The sequence below is a fragment of the Vagococcus salmoninarum genome, from assembly GCF_003987495.1.
Lineage (GTDB): Bacteria > Bacillota > Bacilli > Lactobacillales > Vagococcaceae > Vagococcus_D > Vagococcus_D salmoninarum.
Genome location: NZ_NGJU01000001.1, coordinates 265,388 through 283,470, shown reverse-complemented (window position 1 = coordinate 283,470; position 18,083 = coordinate 265,388). Strand labels below are relative to the sequence as shown.

17 protein-coding genes and 1 pseudogene are annotated in these 18,083 nt (G+C 37.0%); 2 read left to right on the top strand and 16 right to left on the bottom strand.

Annotated elements, in window-relative coordinates:
- Window positions 1-58 precede the first annotated feature (58 nt).
- The 8 genes from CBF35_RS01365 to CBF35_RS01330 form a co-directional block, all read right to left on the bottom strand.
- Complete coding sequence (locus tag CBF35_RS01365; protein ID WP_126778095.1) at window positions 59-820, bottom strand: WxL domain-containing protein; 762 nt, start codon at window positions 818-820, stop codon at window positions 59-61.
- 60 nt (window positions 821-880) lie between these two features.
- Entirely contained in the window at window positions 881-1,657 is a 777-nt protein-coding gene (locus CBF35_RS01360) for a WxL domain-containing protein (protein ID WP_126778094.1), read from the bottom strand.
- Between the two features lie 41 nt (window positions 1,658-1,698).
- Window positions 1,699-2,463 (bottom strand): WxL domain-containing protein, encoded by a 765-nt coding sequence (locus tag CBF35_RS01355; protein WP_126778093.1) that lies wholly within the window; start codon window positions 2,461-2,463, stop codon window positions 1,699-1,701.
- Between the two features lie 30 nt (window positions 2,464-2,493).
- Window positions 2,494-3,273, bottom strand: coding sequence for a WxL domain-containing protein (locus CBF35_RS01350; protein WP_126778092.1), 780 nt, complete (start codon window positions 3,271-3,273; stop codon window positions 2,494-2,496).
- Window positions 3,270-3,599, bottom strand: coding sequence for an LPXTG cell wall anchor domain-containing protein (locus tag CBF35_RS01345; RefSeq protein WP_170174676.1), 330 nt, complete (start codon window positions 3,597-3,599; stop codon window positions 3,270-3,272). Before CBF35_RS01345 ends, CBF35_RS01350 begins: the two co-directional genes overlap by 4 nt.
- Window positions 3,600-3,643: 44 nt before the next feature.
- Entirely contained in the window at window positions 3,644-6,145 is a 2,502-nt protein-coding gene (locus CBF35_RS01340) for a MucBP domain-containing protein (protein WP_126778090.1), read from the bottom strand.
- 102 nt (window positions 6,146-6,247) lie between these two features.
- Window positions 6,248-7,840 carry an immunoglobulin-like domain-containing protein gene (locus tag CBF35_RS01335; RefSeq protein WP_211345282.1) on the bottom strand — a complete coding sequence of 531 codons (1,593 nt, stop codon included), beginning with the start codon at window positions 7,838-7,840 and terminating at the stop codon, window positions 6,248-6,250.
- Between the two features lie 126 nt (window positions 7,841-7,966).
- Window positions 7,967-8,176: a hypothetical protein gene (locus CBF35_RS01330; RefSeq protein WP_126778089.1), complete on the bottom strand. Its 210-nt coding sequence runs from the start codon at window positions 8,174-8,176 to the stop codon at window positions 7,967-7,969.
- Between the two features lie 921 nt (window positions 8,177-9,097).
- Between CBF35_RS01330 and CBF35_RS01325 the strand changes: the two genes are divergently transcribed.
- Window positions 9,098-9,658, top strand: a complete 561-nt coding sequence (locus tag CBF35_RS01325; RefSeq protein ID WP_126778088.1) for a recombinase family protein — start codon at window positions 9,098-9,100, stop codon at window positions 9,656-9,658.
- A 241-nt stretch (window positions 9,659-9,899) separates the two neighbouring features.
- Here the strand turns inward: CBF35_RS01325 and CBF35_RS01320 are convergent, their stop codons facing one another.
- From CBF35_RS01320 to CBF35_RS01290, 7 genes and pseudogenes are all read right to left on the bottom strand, one after another.
- Complete coding sequence (locus tag CBF35_RS01320) at window positions 9,900-10,349, bottom strand: hypothetical protein (protein ID WP_126778087.1); 450 nt, start codon at window positions 10,347-10,349, stop codon at window positions 9,900-9,902.
- Window positions 10,350-10,404: 55 nt separating this feature from the next.
- Window positions 10,405-11,745 (bottom strand): annotated as a pseudogene (locus CBF35_RS14975) (PTS transporter subunit EIIC).
- 47 nt (window positions 11,746-11,792) lie between these two features.
- A complete protein-coding gene (gene rpiB, locus CBF35_RS01310; protein ID WP_126778086.1) occupies window positions 11,793-12,239 on the bottom strand; it encodes a ribose 5-phosphate isomerase B in 447 nt (148 codons plus the stop codon).
- Window positions 12,236-12,898 carry a ribulose-phosphate 3-epimerase gene (locus CBF35_RS01305; RefSeq protein ID WP_126778085.1) on the bottom strand — a complete coding sequence of 221 codons (663 nt, stop codon included), beginning with the start codon at window positions 12,896-12,898 and terminating at the stop codon, window positions 12,236-12,238. The genes rpiB and CBF35_RS01305 overlap by 4 nt, the downstream gene beginning before the upstream one ends.
- Before the next feature lie 278 nt (window positions 12,899-13,176).
- Entirely contained in the window at window positions 13,177-13,506 is a 330-nt protein-coding gene (locus tag CBF35_RS01300; RefSeq protein WP_126778084.1) for a hypothetical protein, read from the bottom strand.
- Window positions 13,507-13,573: 67 nt separating this feature from the next.
- Window positions 13,574-14,410, bottom strand: coding sequence for a TPM domain-containing protein (locus CBF35_RS01295; protein WP_126778083.1), 837 nt, complete (start codon window positions 14,408-14,410; stop codon window positions 13,574-13,576).
- A 159-nt stretch (window positions 14,411-14,569) separates the two neighbouring features.
- Window positions 14,570-16,048 carry a DEAD/DEAH box helicase gene (locus CBF35_RS01290; protein WP_126778082.1) on the bottom strand — a complete coding sequence of 493 codons (1,479 nt, stop codon included), beginning with the start codon at window positions 16,046-16,048 and terminating at the stop codon, window positions 14,570-14,572.
- 233 nt (window positions 16,049-16,281) lie between these two features.
- On the opposite strand from CBF35_RS01290, the gene CBF35_RS01285 reads away from it, so the two are divergent.
- Window positions 16,282-17,382 carry a hypothetical protein gene (locus tag CBF35_RS01285; RefSeq protein ID WP_126778081.1) on the top strand — a complete coding sequence of 367 codons (1,101 nt, stop codon included), beginning with the start codon at window positions 16,282-16,284 and terminating at the stop codon, window positions 17,380-17,382.
- Between the two features lie 42 nt (window positions 17,383-17,424).
- Here CBF35_RS01285 and CBF35_RS01280 read toward each other — a convergent pair whose 3' ends face one another.
- Window positions 17,425-18,081 carry an amino acid ABC transporter permease gene (locus CBF35_RS01280; RefSeq protein ID WP_126778080.1) on the bottom strand — a complete coding sequence of 219 codons (657 nt, stop codon included), beginning with the start codon at window positions 18,079-18,081 and terminating at the stop codon, window positions 17,425-17,427.
- Between the last annotated feature and the right edge of the window lie 2 nt (window positions 18,082-18,083).

Here is an 18,083-nt window from a genome sequence, read left to right as displayed (position 1 = left end):
TCAGGCTAACCCTAATCAACATACAGGACTTTTCATTCTTTAGTTAGAACAAATGAGACTATTCTCCGCCTTCTTCGTTACCTGGTAAGACGCTTAATGACCATGTTAATGTGGTTTTATATTCTGCATCTTTAAGTTTCATTGACGCACCTGGAACCATTAATTCTACACCTTTATCCATTGTTGCTAAGTCTCCCATACGATAAATCCAAGTTCCAGCACCTTGACCTTTGGCTGCTGTCATAAGTTTTGTTGATGTTCCATCGATTGGTAAAATCACTTCTTCAACAACAGTCCCAGGGGCTGGTGAAGCAGAAACAGTTTCTTTTTGTCCCATTTTAAAAGTGATTGTTGCGCCTGTTAATTCTTTATCGCCAGAAATAAATTGGCCATTTTGGGCAACTGACAACTCCCATCCTTCTAAACTTCCACGATTATCTGTTACTTGAGCATATAATGGTTTTTGACTATGTTCGCCCTCAATAACGACTTCTTGAGTTGCTGCGTAATAAGTTTCATCTTTTGAACTAATTTTTTGTTCCCCAAAGTTCAAAGCTGAAGCGTAATCTAAACTTAATGGACCACCTGTTCCTGGTTCAATTGGTTTTTCAGGATCAGTTGGATCGATCGGATCAACGGGAATTTCTGGATCAATCGGATCTACTGGATTGACTGGATCTTTGTTTTCTTTGAATTTGACAATGGCATCAGTCGTTCGTTTCGCTGGTGCCCCTTCTTCAGCTCCTGGCGCCGCTAAAACTGGTGTCGCATTTAATAAAACTGTGCTGAATAATAATGTTCCTACTAATATTTTTTTCATTTTATTTTCTCCTTTTTATTTAGCTATTAATTAATGCCTTATCTATCGACTTGGAATTGCTTACTCTTCACCTTCACCGGGATCTGGTGCTGTGCTTAAGATCCATGTTAATGATGTTGTATATTTATCTTTGACTTTAGTCGATTTACCTGGCACATGTAATTGGACACCTTGTTCCATTGTATCTAGGTCACCTAAACGATAAATATGTGTTCCAGCCCCTTCACCGGTGCTCGCTTCCATTAATTTAGAAGTAGCTGAACCATCGGCAACTAATTCAACATCGGCAGTAACAGTACTTGGGCTTTTTGATTCAGAAACGGTTTCTGTTTGACCTGTTGTAAATTTAATAACAGCACCATTCAAAACTTTGCCTGATTCTGTTTTAAATTGACCATTTTGTTTGATTGCTAAGTTCCAGCCAGCTTCAATTTCTGACCCACGACCATCTGTTACTTGAGCGTATAATGGTTTTTGACTATGTTCTCCCTCAATAACAACTTCTTGAGTGGCAGCATAGTAAACTTTGTCACTTGGTGTAATAATTTGTTCACCAAAATTAAAAGCTGAAGCATAGTCTAAACTTAATGGACCATCTGTTCCTGGTTCTACTGGTTTTTCTGGATCAATTGGGTCAATTGGATCAACTGGAATTTCTGGGTCAATCGGATCAACTGGGTTAACTGGATCTTTACTTTCTTTAAATGTTACAACTGCATCTGTGTTTCTTTTAGCTGGTGCTTCTGGTGTTGCGCCTGCAGCTGCTAAAGCCACACTTGTATTTAAAGCCATACTACATAATAAAGCTGCCCCGATAATTGTTTTTGTTTTTTTCATTTTATATTCTCCTCTATAATTAATTTTTTTCGTAAATGTTGTTATTCGCCAACTTCAGTTCCTGGTAATGTGCTTAAAGACCATGTCAATGATGTTGTATATTTTTCTTTTAATTTAGTTGATTTACCTGGAACGTGTAATTGGACACTAGTTTCCATCGTTTCTAAATCACCCATACGGTAAATCCAAGTTCCAGCAGCTTCATCTTTTTCAGCTTTCATTAATAATGAGCTGGCTGAACCATCAGCAACTAGTTCCACGTCACTTGTAACTGTTGAAGGAGCTGGTGATTCCATGACTGTTTCTTCTTGACCATTAATAAACTTAATCACAGCACCTTTTAATTCAACGCCGGCATCTGTTTTAAATTGACCATTTTGCGTAACCGCTAATGACCAACCAGCTAATTCACCACGACCATCAGTTACTTGGGCGTATAAAGGTTTTTGGCTATGAACGCCTTCAATAACAACTTCTTGTGTTGCTGCATAATAAACTTTATCTTGAGAAGTAATTTTTTGTTTACCAAAATTCAAAGCTGAAGCATAATCTAAACTTAATGGACCGTCCGTTCCTGGTTCAACTGGTTTCTCAGGATCAATTGGATCAATCGGTAAAACTGGAATTTCTGGATCAATTGGGTCAACTGGGACAGTTGGACCATCATTTTCTTCAAAAAAGACTTGACCTGCAGTGTCACGTTTCGCCGGTTTACCTTCTGAAGCACCTGCTGCTGCGTAACTTGTTGTTGCTCCTAAAACCATTGAACTTAATACTACTGCACTTACAAATAATTGTTTTTTCATTATTATTTCTCCTCTATTGATATATTTTTATTATTTAACTTCTCCGCCAGGCGTGTCTGTTAAAGTCCAAACTAATGTTGTTCGATATTCAACGGCTTCTTTTGGCGTTGAACCTGGTACTGATAAAGTAATGGCTTTATTTTTTTGAATTACTTCGCCATTGACAGTCATCTCTTCGGCTGTTCCAAAATAATCAACCCATGTCCCAACACCTGAACCTTCAGCCGCTGCCATAACTAAACTAGCAGCACCATTAGGATCTAGCTCAAATTCTGAGACTGCTGGGGCTTTAACTGATTCAATCATGTTCGAATTAGCTTTCGGCTGTGTGAACTTAATGCTTGTACCAGTTAAGACTTTATATTCTTTGGCAGCATCATTTTTAAACTGACCTTTTTGTGAAACTGTTAGCGTCCAACCAGCATTAGTTCCCCGATTATCAGAAACTTGAACATAGTTACCTCGGAATTCACCTTCATGGTCTCCTTTAAAAGTTTGGGCATTAGCAAAATAAACTTCATTCTTATTAGTAATTTTATTTTTGCCAAAATCAAGTGATGACGCGTAGTCGATGCTTAGTGGGCCATCCGTTCCTGGATTTGGACCTTCTGGATCAGTTGGGTCCACTGGATCAACTGGAATTTCTGGATCAGTTGGATCCACTGGATCAACTGGGTCTGTATTAGGTTCAAAGAAAACTGAACCATTTGATTTATATTCGGCCCCCGTTTCTCCTGCCTCGACTAACGTTGCACTTAAAACAGCACCACTTACTAATAATGTACTTAACCCTAATGTGATTTTTTTCATTCTCCTACCTCTTTCCTTTTAGTTACTATTAAATAGATGCTTAATAACGTGACCATTCCTGTCACTGCTACTAACTCTGTTACCTTTTCACCTGTTTGTGGCAATGTGACACTAGGTTTTGGGGCAGGTTTAACTACCGGTGGCGGGGTTACGCCTGGGTCTGGGACTTCTGGTTTTTCTTTGTCAGGAAAAACATATTTCCCATAAAAACCTACTGACCCATTACTTTCATAATCGGCCTTTGTTTCAGCCATTACTTGCGTACTAAAAATTAATACTAAACCTATTAACCAAATACTTTTGATAAACCCTTGCTTTCTAGTCAAAATTTGCCTCCTTTCACTCTTGCTCGTCTTGTTATTAATAGTTCTTATTCTAAATTCGGTACATCTTGTAATGACCATTGAATAGTCCCTTGATAATTACCAATCCGGGCAGTTCCAGCTCTTACTTTCAAAATAGGCTTATTTTTACCAGACCATTCTTCAGAGATATGGATTGAGTCTGCTGAGTCAGTTGTTTTTTCATAGACTGCGGCTGAATTGTTCTCGTTAATCACTTGTTCCTTACCATCTTTAAGATAGTACATCGATTCTGCTAGTAAACTATCGCCATTCGTTAATTCTTTGACTAAACGAACTGTCATTGACCATTGATTACCTTTTCCACGTAAATCTTTGACTGACAGGTCTTGATCTTTCGTCACTAATTCAATCTCTTCATCTTTACTTGAGATTTTATTATCATCACCAAAACCTAAAATTTCAGGTGCTGACTCGAAAATTAGCTCGCCACGATTTACAATTGAAACAACTTCATTAGAGACACCAGGAATCACTAAGTTTTCGTCTAATAAATAAATCACTTTGGCGCTAGCTTTTTGTTTTATTTCAGTTCCGATTTGGGCCTCAGCCTTGACCGTTGCTTTGTAAGTCAAAATCAATGACTCGGTTAGCTTAAGTTGATCCGCTTCCGTGATAATTCCTGTCACTGCATGATTATCTGCATCATAACTAGCAGTTCCTACAGCTACCCCATCACTAGTTGTTAAGGTCATTTCTTTAACATCTGTCAAATTCTCATCAATTTTTTCAGTAATGGTCGCTTCTTTATACAAGGTTGCCATTTCTTCTTCGCTGAGATTTGTTGTATCAGGAATTAAGCTCCCTTGATACGTTAACTCTTCACTAATGCCAACGTCTTGTTTATCCATATCATCACCTGAAGCATTAGTCACTTTTTGGATTAATTGATAAGTGTCTTGTTTTTCATAGACGAAGGTGACAACTTGATCTTCCTTCGTAATTTTACCGGTTGCTTGACCTGTCGTAGACTTATAAGCATAACCAAAGATCTCAATTGGCTCTTCTTCGTACTTGTCTCCGACACTGCCTTCAATTATTTTATCTTCCGCAATCCCGTTAGTTTCCGTGTCTTGATAATGAATGATGACTTTTCCCAAATCTAAAATTGGGACATCTAGACTTGTTTCGGCCTCCATCGTGCTACCATTTTGATCGATAGCTGTTAACTTAACAGTATTTGTTAAGGTCTTACCAGCACCACTCTCTTTGACTTTGACTACATAACGTAAACTAATTTGACTTCTGGCTGGTAAATCTAAGCCACTAACTGTGATTGTATGACTCTCTTCATCATAAACAGTCAGCTCTTGAGGAATTTCAACGCCTTCATGGTCAATCACAGTAATCTCGGTTGGTTTTTCAACATCAGCTGGTAGCGTATCTACAAATTCAGCCTTTTCAAAGACATTATCGGTATCATTTTTAACTGTTACCGTATACTCTAACTCATCTTCAATTCGGGAAAATTCATCTGGACTAGTCTTATTAGTAACTGTCTTAGTTAGTTCGACTGGTGCTAAGGCACTAAATCCAACAGCATAACTAATGACTACACTTTCGCCTGCTGTTAAGACTTGCTCCCCCCAGGCCATAAACATCCCTGAGTCATTTCCCGTATCACCAGCGTAAACGACTTCTCCAGTCGCCATATTTTCAACGGTATTAGTTGGATTTGCCATATCATCACCAAAAACAGTCGTAAAAAGATTTATTTGGTGTTCACCGTTGTAGGCAATTGGGCCGTTAGGAACATCAGTAATATAATCTAAACGATAAGTTGGCCCCCCTTCAATCGGTTGCCCGCCTTCATATTCTGCTGTTTCGATATACATTCCGGTATTATCACCACGAGCATAGACTGGTACGGTATCGTTATTTGCTAACATCGTATCGACTTGCTTCACTGGGTAAATGGTTTTAGTCTCACTACTAATGTTTTCTATCGTGAAAGTATGGTAGACCCGGGTATTATTTGCGTCTGGTGTCATCTCCAACTTAATCTTGAAATCATCACTTTCCGCTTTACTACCTTCAGCTACGATTGCGTTACCAGAAATACTACCACCATCAGGGAAACTAGTAATTCCTCTCCCTAGATTAGCAGCACCTTCTTTGACATCCGGGTTCGCTCCGTACTCAAGCATCGTTTCTACTATATTTAATGTTGACGTTGTGTTCGTATCGCCATTCGTCTGCATATGAGTATGGGAGATGACTTTCTGGGTGTTTTCTGGGTCAGTCGGGTCGCCTAAATCCATTAACAAGCGAACATTCGGAACCGAATACTGGGTTGGTGACGGGGCTGTCGATCTATTTGGAGACATCCCAAATATTAACTTCCCTGCTTGCTGGCTTTCACCTTTCCAAACAATTGGAATATACTTCCGCAGATCAAAGGTTTCAGCCGATTCATTCCCACTAATTTTTAAAGGTTCGCTACTAAAAAAGAGTGTCAATAAAATCAATAACGTGCTAGTAACCATCAACAGTCGTTGTTTTTTATTCATTTTTTACCTCCTTAACTAGTTCAAGAAAATTGGCTGACGCAATTAATTTGTCAGCCAATTTTCTAAACTAACTTTACTTCTTGCTAAAGTTTGGCAAGACTATTAAACGACTGTGACATAAATTGTGACTGTTGTTGTGTTGTCATCACTGTCAGTGACACTATAAGTGACTTCATAGACACCATAGACACTAGTATCAACATCGCCTTCAACTGTAATTTGGCCAGTTAAGTCACCATCTTCTGTATCTGTTGCAGTAATTCCTGCTAATGGATAAAACTCTTCGCCTTTTTCAATAGTCATATCAATAGCACCTTCAATTACTGGAGCGTCACCAATAATTGCTCGGCCACCTTCGCCTTCAATGACTTGGTTAGTTGAGATATAGTCATCAAATAATGAGTTACTAATTTGTAGAACGGTCTCACCTAAGTTGTATGCTGATAAGTAACCGTGAGTGTAAACATCATTCATCACAAATTTAGACATCGCTTTGTTATTGTAAACAGAGATATAGCCTGAGGTTCCTGTTACAACAGCATTTTGAATTTCAAGGTTTTTGATAGCTGAATTATTGTAAATGCTTAAGTAACCTGATGATTGTGAAATTTCAGTATCTATTACTTGAACATCAGTTAATGTTTCACTGTAAGCAATATCAATGAATTTTGTCCGGCTACCAATAAAAGTAATTTTGTTTAGCTTTAAGTTTTTTTGTGTAAAGGCTACGGTTGTTGTAATATCAACATTTCTAAAGTTCAATTCCGTACTATTTTCGATTTTGTAAGTTTGACCATTTGATAACTTAATTGAAACAGTATTTTTTGAATCTTTAACGTCAGTAATTGTCACACCAGCCGGCACTTCAATTTTTTCTTTGTTGCCATCTTTGGTATATCCAACAAAACCATCTTTAGTATTATCAAAAGGTGAATTACCAATCGTTGTATCATTTGGATTAATGTAGAAAATATCATCTTTACTCATACCACCTGAATTAATCACACGTTGAGTCTTGCTACGTTCAAAGCGATTGTTGATAAAGTCAGTAAAGTAGCCTTTTTTGTTACTGTATTGACTTACATCTTTTTTAAAGATTGAGTTTGATAAGTTTGCTGTTTCTAAACTATGGTTACTATAGATGCGGAAATCAGCATTAAATGTTGAATTATCAACAGCTAATGTTGTTAGTTGTGGGGCTGAATGGATTGCTAATGAATAATCCGTTGCGCCAAAGGTTGAATCTTTCACTACTAAGGTTTCGATGTTTTTCATTCCTGAAAAATCAATTCCTTTTGAAAAGTTAACGTTGTCTAACGTTACTTTTGTTACGCCATCTAAATAAAAGGGAATTAAGGCGTTCACTGTAATGCCTTTGAACGTGACTTCTTTAATACCTTTCAATGAATATTTTGTACCATCAATCGTCATGTTTAAAGCTGTAGCTGTGGCTGACAATTTAACAACACTACCTTCTGATACAGGTAATGTATGTTCACCAGTTGCATCTGTATAAACGACTGCTGAAGCTTCTTCGACAGTTTCGCTTAAAATTTGTGAGACGTTAGGGTTAACTTCTGCTGCCATTACAGATGGTGATTGCATTAATGAAAGAGCCGTCGTACTTAGGACAGCAGCTAACATTGCGTAATTAGTTCCTTTTTTAACAATTGTACTTTTATTGATTTTTTTCATTTGAATTCCTCCTAGAGTTTTTTTATAACTTAGCTACTCAAAAAAATATTAAATTAATAAGTAGTAGCCTATAGAAAATAGTTTTATCAAAAACACACCTTCTTTCCTTGCCTTTCTTATTTAGGTTTAGCCTAAATTCCGAACTTCCCAAGCGTCTTGAAGCTCTTCAATTGATTGAATTACCTCAATATTCGGCAATTTAGTTAAAATCTCATTTTCTATTTGGCTTCTTTGAATGGTCGCTTCAAATATGAAGTTCCTAGATACCATCTTCTTATTAACCAACATCAATCTCACTGAATAAACAATTACGTCTTTCCAATTTTCTTCGATCATATTAGCCTCCATTCTTTAGATATCTCTAATTCTCTTAATCTAATCACCTGTCAGCCCTTCCGTTTAAAGGGTTCACTTAATGAACAAACACTCAAAAAAAATATTATAAACATTAGTTAACGATATCTCTTTAATTACCTAACAAACACAAAAAAAAAGCGCAGATATCTACGCTTTGTTGTTGTTATTTTTTATTGTAAACATTGTCTCAAAAATAAATGTTTATAATACACTATTTCCATTTAAAAAACAACAATATATATATACTTTTTTTAAAAAACAATCATTAATAAACGAAATAATCTATATCCAGTAAAGGAATGCACTCATTTAAACTAATCTCTAAAAACAGTTAAATAGCGCAAAAAAGTTAAGAAAAAAAGAAATAAACACTGTTTTCGAAATTGATTCCTTACATAATATTATTGTATTCCACTCATTCTCGATTATAGTTACATATAACTAACATTAAATTACAATTACTACTTAAAATCAGTTATCTCCTCTACTAAACAGTAATAGACACTTCTATCTCCATTCTTTTATTCGTTATTTTATTTCCTTTCTTTTAAATCTTTATATACTTTTTCATCTTATTAAGACTTGTTACTGTCTGTTCATTAAAAAAATAAATGCCCCTTTTTTAACTACTTTTTTTTAACTTGAGGTTTTCAAGCTTTTTTGACGCCCGAGTTTCGACAATAACATTCAAATACCTTAGTATTATTTGAACTTTTCCAAAAAAAAACTATTATTGTTTTTTGGAAGACCTATAATTATCTTAGCCTTATAATATATCATTCTCCTTTGCCGTTATTTAACTAAAAAACCCTTATTCTGACTTGCTTTATCCCTAGTTTACTTCTACACTGAATCATATAGAATATCTATAAAACATAATTAATGAAGGGGAATCTATCAATGAAAACAATTGGTTATGCTCGAATTAGTACTACTTATCAAAAATTTGATTCACAGAAATCAAAACTAAAAAAATATGGATGCGATAAGATATATACTGAAACCCAGAGTGGTAAAATTAATCAACGAGAAACACTAGATAAAGCCTTGGCAAGTCTTGAGCCAGGTGACACGTTCGTAGTCTATAAGCTTGACCGCTTATCTAGAGGAACAAAATATTTACTTGAATTAATGGAGACGTTCAAACAACGAGATATTCGTTTTGTTAGTCTGTCGGATAACATTAATACAACTACTCCCATGGGGGTTTTCTTTTTTACAATTATGGGAGCTTTTGCTGAAATGGAACCCTCCCTTATTCGCGAGCGAGTGATAGCTGGTTTATCGGCTACTAGAGAAAAAGGAACTGTTTTAGGAAGACCTGTCAAGACTGATCAAAAAGAGAAAGTAGCAAAATTATATAATGAAGGACTCACTCCTGTTGAAATCATTAATTTAGTTGAGGTGTCTAAACCGACTGTTTACCGCTATATCAAAGAACTTAAACAAGAAACTTCTTGAGCAGCTTTTCTCAATCACTGTATCTAGTCCCTGTTAGATCAAAAACATGAAAAATCTGATGACACACTAGTATTACCTTTCTAAACTAATAGTTCTATCTGTAAAATTAAGGCATAAAAAAATCAATTCCGACAGAGAACCTTTCTAAGTTCTATCGAAATCGATTTTTTTATTAATTATTTTCTTTTTTTATTCATAGCTCTTTTTAAAACTAATCTAGGCACTAGTTTACACTACTGAATTAGCCTTCTAAACTAGAATACTTTTCCTGATAATTTGCCTTAACTACGGCGAGATGCTCTTTTAAGTCCTTTGATTTTGAATCTTCAGCTGTTACCCCTTGTTCTAGCAATAGTTCCATATGCAACTGATTACTATTAGCTTCTAGTATTCCTAAGACTTCATCGACAATAACAAATAAGATTGGTGTTGATTCATCTTCAGCCAAAGTTACTGGGAAATAATCAGCCGTTTCAGTAAAATATTTTTGACTCCTTTGATTATTGATTATTTGAAAAAAATGCAATTTTAGTTCTTCTGTCTCCAACTGATAACAATCATTTAATAATGAATTCACTGCATTAATTTTCAATAGTTTCAGGTGAAACTCTGGAAAATCTGTTTCTTGTAATACGTTTAATTTAAACTCTGACCTTAATTTTCCTTCCACCCGTTCAAAATAAATATTCACCACTTTAGCCCTCTTTCAACATCAGTCTTAACTTAAGTTTAACAGACTTGATTAGTTAAGTCTGAAGTATCTCTTGGTTAACACCTAAAATAATTGTCGCTACAGCTGAACCTGCGAAACAAATTAGTAAACCAATTAAATAATGGCCTAAAGTTTCACCGACAAAAGCCGGAATTGTTGTAAGTCCTCCAAAAACAAAAGCATTCGCAATGACTTGATTTGCCCCCATATAAGCCCCGCCGATTGTCCCACCAATAATGGAGGCTATTAATGGCGTTTTTAACTTCATACTGACACCATAAATTGCGGGTTCAGTAATACCAGCAAAAAAGATTGATAACAAAGCTGATGTTGCAAAGGAACGCATCTTTTGATCTTTAGTTTTTAAAATTACCCCGAATGTCGCCCCAGCTTGGCCAAAATTGGCAGCAGCTGTTAAGGGAACAATTTTATCAAACCCCACCGTACTAATATTACTAATCATTACTGGGTTAACTGCCCATTGCAAGCCAAAAACAACAAATATATTCCAAACACCACCAATTAATGCTCCAGCAATCAAGCCATTAGACTGAATTAAGTGATTAATTGTCTCTGCTAACTATTGACCGAGATAGACCCCAAAAGGTCCAAAAATCATTGCTGTTAATGGCACAATTATAACTAAACCGAGTAAAGGAACAAAAATTAGTTGGAGTGTTTTCGGAATGACTTTTTCTAAGAACCGCTCTAAATAAGAATATACCCAGACAGCAATAATAATCGGAATAACTGTCGACCCATAATTCATTAAAACCACTGGCATTCCTATAAAAGTTGTCATGGCACCATTGCCTAATTCTCCCATTAAGCTTGAAAACTCAGGATGCATGAGGGCGCCACCAAAAAGAACGGCGATGTATGGATTCGTTTTAAATTTCAGAGCTGAAGTAAAAGCAAGTTCAATTGGTAAAAAGTAAAAAACCGCTAATGAAGCAGCTGAAAGAATCCCGTAAGTCCCAGACTCCACAGAAATTAACCCTGCTTGCTCGGCTAAGGTTAAAAGACCTCTCAAAATCCCGGAACCTGCTAGGGCAGGTAGTAAGGGCGTGAATATCCCTGCTATCGTGCTAAATATCGAATTAAACACACCAAACAAGGTCAACTTTTCTTTTATAACCATAGATTCTGATTTCCCATCTAAAACTGCGACTAAAGCTTCATAAACTTTGTTGACATGAGTACCAATGACAATTTGTAACTGACCAGGACTTTCAATGATTGACATAATTTCTTGTTGCTCTTCAAGGGCCCCTTGATTGACTAGCTCTGAGTCTTTAAGTTGAAAACGTAAGCGAGTGGCACAATGAGTATAACTCTTAAGATTGCCGGGTCCGCCAACATTTGTAAGGATCATCTCGACTAATGCTTGGTAGTTCATTGCCTTGCCTCCTTTAGACGTTTTCAGGGGTCTTTTCCTTCTATCTCACTAATCATCTTGACCCGATGACTATGGCGACTTGCCATAAAATGACTTGCTAACCAACTATCAATGATCATTTTTGCTAACTCACTGCCTACTACCCGAGAACCTAGCGCTAAAACATTCGTGTCGTTATGTTCTTTTGATAACTTGGCTGAGTAAGGTTCACTACAGACTACGCTACGAACACCTTTTACTTTATTAACGGCAATGTTCATTCCCACACCTGTTCCACAAATTAAAAGCCCTGCATCAGCTTCCCCACTAGTGACAATCTCCCCAACAGTCTGAGCAAAATTAGGATAATCCACTTGTCTTTGCTCATACGTGCCAATATGCAATATCTCATGATGAAAGTCTTCTAAATAGTTTATCAAAGTGATTGCTAACTCAAGTCCTACGTGATCATTACCGACGACTATTTTCATGATTCGCCACCTCGCAATTCTTTCATGATTTCTTTGTAAGAGGCTAGTTGGTTAAATAAGACGGAAGTTCCTAAGACAAAACCATTCACTCCCAAGGCTTTTGTTTCTGCAACTATTTCTTTAGTCACAGCTCCATCAATGACTAGTTGAAACGTTAGTTGTTCTTCTTGGCGATAATTAGTCATTCGTTTGATTGTATCCAGACTTCTTCCCTCAAAGGTTTGACCGGAAAAACCAGCCGGAACAGTCATTATTAAGAGATAGTCGATTGTTTTTAAATGTTTTTTAACTACTTCAGTGTCAGTAGTTAAACTAATTACTAAACCGACTTGGCACCCTTGGTTTTTGATTTCTACTATTACTTGGCTGAGATCTGGCACTGTTTCTGGGTGAAGATATATGAGATTCACACCTAAACTTATAAATAAATTCACATATAAACTGGGGTTGCTAACCATTAAGTGGACATCTATTGGCTTCCTAGTAGCCTTTCTGACAGCAACTATGTCTTGTACTCCCATGGCAAAATTGGCGACATACTGACCATCCATAATATCAATGTGAAACATATCTATGCCAGCTTCTTCTAAAGCTTTGACTTCCTTCTCTAAATGACTAAAATCAGCACACATCAATGACGGATAAAACTTTAATGACATTTTGCTCCTTTCTTAGCTTCAAATAAGTTACTACTTAAAGCACCAAGAAATTTCCTGTTTTCTTGAATGACTAAAACAACTGGCAACTTCCTTCCTGACAAGAACTATTGAGAATCGACTAATTTCCAAATACTTTGACGTCACTTTAAGCTTTTAGTAATACCATCTTCTCAAAAAGCGTAACACATTGATTATTTTATTGTAAAGGCTTTCTTAGTTCACTTATTTTATTGTTTAACTTTTTCTAACTCACAGAAAAAAGCACCAACTAAACGAGTTTAGTCAGTACTTTTCTTAGTGCTATGTTTAAACTTGTTTACTAATGCTTTTAAGGCCTCTTCTAATGCGTCTTCTGTAGCAACTGTTCTTTCAAGTTGTTTAATCGGAGTACTTGTAAAATCTAGCAACTTGATCGGAACCCACCTATCGGCAACTTTACTAATCGTAATTTGTGGGCTAACACTCGTTGTACCACAACTATCTGGAACTAAGAACGCTAATTCGTAAGTCTCACCTTGACCTTGGCGAATCCGATAGTAACCGTCATTTCGGTACTCTTTTTCCGCTTTAAAAGTGTTTAACAACTCTTTTAAGACTGCTTCTTCCATTTATTAACCTCCCGACACTTTAAGCTCGTTTAATAAAAAACATGTTCAGTTCTAGTTTAACCAGCTTTTAAAAACTTCGACTACTGCCACCACCGCCGGAACTTCCGCCGCCAAAGGAAGAGCCACCACCAGTTGAACCACCTGAGGAGCCACCGCCAAAACCACCAAAACTGCCACCACTAGAAGAACCGCCACTACCTGAGGAACCTAGTTTGCGAGATAACCAGAGAAATATAATTATACCTAGGAAACGAAACACTACAGGGCTAATTGATACTTTCGAATTCCCCTGTGACACTTCCTCTTCTTCTGTTGTCGCTGCTTTTTGATCTGCTATTAACTGCTCGTAATCTCGGTTTTGACTTTTAACGACTTGACTTTCAATCCCTAGATCCTCATTAATTTTAAGGGCCATCTCTGTCACAATTTGATAAACCCCTTGATCAAATTGCTGAGCTTTTAAAGCTTCTAGATTATCATCTAACATCCAACCAGTTAAAGCATCTGTTAAGACATCTTCTAGGCCATAGCCGACTTCAATTCTTACTTTCCCCTCTGTGGGCGCTAGTAGTAATAAGGCGCCATTACTCAGCTCTTTATCGCCAATTTGCCACTTATTAAATAAGCCAACAGCGTATTCATCCACTGTTAATTCACCTAAGCTGTTGACTAAAGCAACAGCTAGTTGAGGCTTCTCTGAAGTTTTTTCGTATTCCTGATTAATCTCAATAATATAATTTTTAGTCGCTGCACTTAGTTCATTACTTTCGTCATAAACAAAGACCGCTTCACTAGGCTCTGGAAATTCTGTTGCCTTAACTTTTTGTCCAGCTACTAAGACTAATCCTAAGGCACTAACTAAAACTAGTTTGCTAATTATTTGTCGATATTTTTTTCCCGTCACTTATTCAGCTCCCCGTCTCTCTTTCACTGACTCTATTTTACTAGTAGGCACTTATAAAAACAACCTCTGATGACTCTAATCAACAGGCAAAAAATGCGACAAAAGTGGTCAGCAGCTAACTGCTCAGATTTCCACCACTTTTGTCACATCTCTCAGGTCTTAACTATTTTCTTTTAAATCTCGTTCATATTCTGTTTCATTGGCTTTATTGACTCGTCTAACCCGACCTTTAATCGGCATTGTTTGTAATTCTTTTAAGACTTCAGGGCCTTTGCCATTCAGAATTTCCACAAAAGTCGAGACTTCTAACAAGGCGATAACACCAATATCATCGGCTGTCATTCCCGGAATATTACACAAAGCTCCAACGACATCCCCTGGACGCATTTTAGTTTTCTTCCCGGCATTAATATGCAGTTTCATAATTTCTTCTTTAAAGTCATGGCCTTTTTCTTTCCGAATCTTAGCTTTGCGATTTTGTTTGCCTTCAAAAGCTTCTTTGCGACTTTCAACTAAAGAATCACTTGGTCGTTTTAATTCAACTAAGACATTGTCTTGTTTTAACATAATATCATTGAAACGTTGAGCATCGTATTGATTAACAAAAGAGACTGCTTTTCCGTGATTATCAAAACGGGCGGTCCGACCAATTCGGTGAACATAAGTTTCAGGATTATCAGGTAAATCGTAGTTAACAACTAAGGCAATGTCGGCAATATCTAAACCACGTGCGGCCACATCAGTCGCAACTAAATAACGGAAATAACCGTGTTTGAAATCTTGAATGACTTTCGTCCGATGACGTTGTTCCATGCCACCGTGTAAGGTGTCAACTTTGGCACCAAGAGCATCTAACTCATCAGCAACTTCTTCCACAGCTACTTTCGTGTTACAGAAAATAATACTACTGTTGGGATTTTCAACGACTAAGACGTCTTTTAAGACTTGAATTTTCGCCTCATTATTGACGTTATAGTGTTGTTGTAAAATTCGGTCCTCGACAGTATTTTCAGTTTTCACTTCAATAAAAGCTGGCTCATTTAAATAATATTCAGCTAATTTTTTAATTTCTTTTGGCATCGTTGCCGAGAATAAGGCAGTTTGACGATGACTCGGTAATGATTCCATCACTCTTTCGATTTGATCAATAAACCCCATCGCTAGCATCTCATCAGCTTCGTCAATAATAACTGTTTTGATTTTACTTAAATCGATCGTTTCACGTTGGATATGATCTAATAAACGGCCTGGTGTTGCCACAACAATATGCGTTCGTTGACGTAAATTTCGTTCTTGGGCCTCAAAGGAACTGCGACCAAAAACACTTTCAACTTTAAGACGCTTAAAGCGACCAATGTTAAATAAATCTTCTTTGATTTGCAAAGCTAACTCTCTAGTTGGGGTTAAGATTAACGCTTGAGGGGCTCGTTCTTCCCACTCTACAAGTTCACAGACCGGAATCCCGAAGGCGGCGGTTTTACCGCTACCAGTTTGTGATTTCACAATAATATCTTTTTTGTGTAACAAAGACGGAATAACTTGTTTTTGCACTTCCGTTGGTTGGGCATAATTTAAGACTTCTAAGGCTCTTAAAATGACATCACTTAAATTTAATGTTTTAAACTGGGTTTCACTCATTTGAATTCATCCTTCTATTTGACAAGCAGCAGGAATCTTCAATCCGACTTCAACTTGTTCTTCATTTGATTGCTTTAATATCTTACCACGCTTTCCCTGACTTTACACGGAAATTCCCCTACAAATAGCAGATAACAACTAAAAATATGCTATAATTCACTTAATTTCACTTTAGTATGTTTTTAAAATCTTTATTAACTACTCAAACTAAAAATTCAAGGAGGCCCTACTCAATGAGTCAATTAAAAGATATGTTTTCCAGGACTGTTTTAAATGAAATCGGGGAAAAAATTGCTAACTTAGACCCGGACTTTTCACAAACAGGCTTTTTAGAGCAAGTTTATCAAGCGGACTGGCCGGACTTGGCTTTAATGGCCCGAGTCAAACGGATCGCTAGGGCGTTAAACTTTAGTTTAAGCCATAAGTCCTTTCCCGAAGTCACTGAACTATTAATTGCGATTCAACCTGAGAAAACCAGTTTTATTTACATTTTCATTCCTGAATACATTAGCTTATACGGTCAGGATGACTTTACTCTTAGTTTAGCCACCTTAGCTCAAGTCACTGGTAGTTCTTCTGGGGAATTTGCCATTCGTGACTTTTTAAGTTCCCGCCCTCAAGAAACCTTAGCCGAAATGACGGTGTGGGCGAAGACTTCTTCTGATGAACACTTACGCCGCTTAGCTTCTGAAGGGTGTCGCTTGCTACTACCTTGGGCGAAACGGGTTCCTGTTTTAACTGAGCATATCCCTGAGATACTCGTGATTTTAGAGTCCCTTAAAGACGACTCCGCTCTTTACGTTCGAAAAAGTGTGGCTAACAACCTTAATGACTTAACTAAACAGTACCCTGAACTAATCTTAGATTTAATGGCTAACTGGTTAGTAGACGCTACTAAAGAACGGCAATGGATTATTCAACAAGGCTTACGAACCTTAATTAAGCAAGGTCACCCAAAGGCTTTAGACTTACTTAACTATGGCTCTGAGACTGACTACGAGCTGTTAGAGGCGACGATTACTCTAGACCAGGCGGGTGTCACCCTTGGGGAAACAACTCAAATGAACTACGAGATTGCTTTAAACTTACCTGAAGCAACTAAACTGCGCTTACTTTTAGAAATCACTTTTCAAAAGAAACACGGCACAGCTAGTAAACGTTTCTTTGTGACTGAAAAAACTAGTAGCTCTGGTCACTTTACTTTAACAGGTACTAAAAACTACAAGTGGGTTGACTTAACTACCCGAACTCACTATCCAGGAAGCCACTCTTTTTCTTTGATTTTAAATGGCCAAGTCATTGCCACGACTGAGGTTGAATTGTTAATAAATTAAAAAACTGATCTTTGCCTAAGTAGTCGGCAGAGATCAGTTTTTTTAAGCTGTTACCCAGCGTTTTTCTAAGTGCTTTGATAAGACTGATAAAGAGTAACAAATCACGAAGTAACATAATGTCATGGCCAAGAACATTGGTAAAACAGCATTCGGGTCTTGGGCATAGATTATTTTTGCGTGATGAGTTAACTCTGGTAATGAAATAATCACCGCTAGAGAGGTGTCACGAATCAAGGAGATAAATTGACTGACTAAGGGCGGGATCATTAATTTAATCCCTTGCGGAAAGACGATGTAAAACAAGGTTTGACTTGTTGTCAATCCTGTTGAACGACCGGCTTCCATCTGACCTTTCGGAACAGCTAGTAAGCCTGCTCGAATAATTTCTGACAACATGGCAGATTCAAAAATCGTCATAGCTGCCACTGCCGACCAAAAAATATTAAATTGAATACCTATTTGCGGTAACGCAAAGTAAGTAAAAAAGATAATTAATAGTAAAGGAAGATTTCGAATAATATCAACAACCAGCCCGACTATCTTTGAGAGATAAGGCAACTTCACAAAACGAATAACTCCTAAAAGACCACCAATGATAAAACTTAAAACAATTGAGATAACCGCAACTTCTAAGGTAACAAGTAACCCATCAAGAAGGAAGCGGATGTTAATCCATGAAAAAGCTGTTAAAAATGTCATAT

Coding starts and splice junctions, on each gene's coding strand:
- CBF35_RS01305 (WP_126778085.1), bottom strand. CDS start 12,898: ATGTCATTAAAGTTTTATCCGTCATTGATGTGTGCTGATTTTAGTCAT.
- CBF35_RS01355 (WP_126778093.1), bottom strand. CDS start 2,463: ATGAAAAAACAATTATTTGTAAGTGCAGTAGTATTAAGTTCAATGGTT.
- rpiB (WP_126778086.1), bottom strand. CDS start 12,239: ATGAAAATAGTCGTCGGTAATGATCACGTAGGACTTGAGTTAGCAATC.
- CBF35_RS01350 (WP_126778092.1), bottom strand. CDS start 3,273: ATGAAAAAAATCACATTAGGGTTAAGTACATTATTAGTAAGTGGTGCT.
- CBF35_RS01335 (WP_211345282.1), bottom strand. CDS start 7,840: ATGAAAAAAATCAATAAAAGTACAATTGTTAAAAAAGGAACTAATTAC.
- CBF35_RS01285 (WP_126778081.1), top strand. CDS start 16,282: ATGAGTCAATTAAAAGATATGTTTTCCAGGACTGTTTTAAATGAAATC.
- CBF35_RS01300 (WP_126778084.1), bottom strand. CDS start 13,506: ATGGAAGAAGCAGTCTTAAAAGAGTTGTTAAACACTTTTAAAGCGGAA.
- CBF35_RS01325 (WP_126778088.1), top strand. CDS start 9,098: ATGAAAACAATTGGTTATGCTCGAATTAGTACTACTTATCAAAAATTT.
- CBF35_RS01365 (WP_126778095.1), bottom strand. CDS start 820: ATGAAAAAAATATTAGTAGGAACATTATTATTCAGCACAGTTTTATTA.
- CBF35_RS01330 (WP_126778089.1), bottom strand. CDS start 8,176: ATGATCGAAGAAAATTGGAAAGACGTAATTGTTTATTCAGTGAGATTG.
- CBF35_RS01290 (WP_126778082.1), bottom strand. CDS start 16,048: ATGAGTGAAACCCAGTTTAAAACATTAAATTTAAGTGATGTCATTTTA.
- CBF35_RS01360 (WP_126778094.1), bottom strand. CDS start 1,657: ATGAAAAAAACAAAAACAATTATCGGGGCAGCTTTATTATGTAGTATG.
- CBF35_RS01280 (WP_126778080.1), bottom strand. CDS start 18,081: ATGACATTTTTAACAGCTTTTTCATGGATTAACATCCGCTTCCTTCTT.
- CBF35_RS01340 (WP_126778090.1), bottom strand. CDS start 6,145: ATGAATAAAAAACAACGACTGTTGATGGTTACTAGCACGTTATTGATT.